Origin of the sequence: Acidisoma sp., from assembly GCF_035492295.1 — a bacterium.
Taxonomy (GTDB): Bacteria; Pseudomonadota; Alphaproteobacteria; order Acetobacterales; family Acetobacteraceae; genus Acidisoma.
Window position 1 is genome coordinate 1 of sequence record NZ_DATJJK010000159.1, and the last position, 2043, is coordinate 2043.

At 66.4% G+C, this 2043-nt stretch carries 3 protein-coding genes; all 3 read left to right on the forward strand.

The window, feature by feature from the left end; all coding sequences use genetic code 11:
• On the forward strand, nt 1-498 hold a 498-nt coding region (locus VL752_RS11395), incomplete at its 5' end, for a sugar nucleotidyltransferase (RefSeq protein ID WP_325355243.1).
• A gap of 105 nt (nt 499-603) precedes the next feature.
• Nucleotides 604-1164 (forward strand): dTDP-4-dehydrorhamnose 3,5-epimerase, encoded by a 561-nt coding sequence (gene rfbC, locus VL752_RS11400; RefSeq protein WP_325355245.1) that lies wholly within the window; start codon nt 604-606, stop codon nt 1162-1164.
• Nucleotides 1165-1177: 13 nt separating this feature from the next.
• Nucleotides 1178-2043 (forward strand): dTDP-4-dehydrorhamnose reductase (gene rfbD, locus VL752_RS11405; protein ID WP_325355247.1); only part of this gene is annotated, 866 nt, incomplete at its 3' end.

Genomic DNA, 2043 nt, shown 5'->3' on the forward strand with positions numbered 1-2043 from the left:
CGGCCGGAAGGCGCCACGGTCTTCGCCTATCAAGTGCGCGACCCCGAGCGCTACGGCGTGGTGAGCTTCGATGAGGCGGGCCATGCGCTCGAAATCGTCGAAAAGCCGGCCGTGCCGAAATCCAACTGGGCAGTGACAGGCCTCTATTTTTACGACAATCGCGTGACGAAATTGGCCGAGAGCATCAAGCCCTCGCCGCGCGGGGAGTTGGAGATCACCGATCTCAACAAGCTCTATCTGGAGGAAGGTACACTGCATGTTGAGCGGCTCGGCCGTGGCGCGGCCTGGCTTGATGCCGGCATGCCGGACAGCCTGATGCAAGCCGCGACCTTCGTGCAGACCATCCAGTCCCGCCAGGGCATGCTGGTCGGCAGCCCCGAGGAAGTGGCCTTCCGGCGCGGCTTCATCGGCGTCGATGAGTTGCGGGCCCAGGCCAAGGCGCTGGGCAAGACCGAACTCGGCCGCTTCCTGAATGAACTGGCCGACGGCCACGTCTGAAAGCCCGTCTGCACATGCCGCTCGGACGGCGTTCTGGGCGCCTCTCGCCCGCCGAGCGCATGTCTAGGTCGATCCTAAGACTTCTTCGAGAGTACGGAGGCATCCATGCGCGTCGAAACGCTCGCCATCCCCGAGGTTCTGCTCATCACGCCGCCGAAATTCGGCGATGCGCGGGGCTTTTTCTCGGAGACCTTCAACGCGAAAAAGCTGCGCGAGGCGACCGGCATCGAAGGCGACTTCGTGCAGGACAATCACAGCCTCTCCGTTCAGAAGGGCGTTATTCGCGGTCTGCACTGCCAACTCGCCCCCTTCATCCAAGGTAAGCTGGTGCGCTGCGTGCGCGGCGCCATCTGGGATGTCGCGGTCGATGCCCGCGTCGGCTCGCCGAGCTTCGGCAAATGGGTCGCCGCCGAGCTTTCGGCGGAGAACTGGCAGCAACTGTGGATTCCCGGCGGCTTCGTGCATGGCTTCTGCACGCTCGAACCGAACACCGAGGTCGTCTACAAAGTGACCGGCGATTACGACAAGGCGAGCGAGGCGGGCGTGATCTGGAACGATCCGGACCTGGCACTACCCTGGCCGGTCGATCCGTCCGAGGTCGTGCTGTCGGACAAGGACAAGCTCCTGCCGCGACTCCGCGATGCCGGCACGCTCTTCACCTATTAGGGATAGGACGCGCATGATGATCGGCCCCATCCTCGTTACCGGCGGCCAGGGCCAGGTGGCGCAAGCCCTCGCCCGCCTCGCACCCGCGCGGAACATGGAGGTGGTGGTCTTCGGCCGCCCGGAATTCGATTTCGACCGCCCCGAGACTGTGCAGGCGGCCTTCGCGAGCCGGAGATGGGCCGCCGTCGTGAATGCCGCCGCCTATACGGCGGTGGATGCGGCGGAAGCGGACGAGGCCGGGGCCGCGCGCGCGAACCGGGACGGGCCGGCCCTGCTCGCCGCCCTGTCCGCCCGGGCCGGTATTCCCTTCATCCATATTTCCACGGATTACGTTTTCGCCGGAGACAAGGGGGCGCCCTATCTGGAGAGCGACGCCACCAACCCGACCGGCGCCTATGGCCGCACCAAGCGGGACGGCGAGGAAGCAGTGATGCAGGCCGGCGGCGCGTCGGTGATCCTGCGCACCGCCTGGGTCTATTCCGACACCGGCAAGAACTTCGTGAAAACCATGCTGGCGGCGGGCGCGAAACTGCCGAAACTGCGCGTGGTGGCGGACCAGATCGGCAGCCCGACGGCGGCCGCCGACCTCGCCACCGCCATCCTCGACATTATCGCCCGCATCGAAGAAGGCGGTTGGAAGCCTGCCTATGCCGGAATCTTCCATGCGACCGGGTCGGGCGAGACGAGCTGGCACGGACTGGCGATCGCGACCTTCGAGGAAGCGCAGCGCCACGGCGGCCCCTTCCCCGAGGTCGAAGCCATCGCAACCGCCGACTGGCCGACACCCGCGAAGCGCCCGGCCGATTCCCGCCTGGACAACACCAAGCTGCGCGAGACCTTTGGCGTGACGCTGCCCGATTGGCGCGCGAGCCTGGCCCG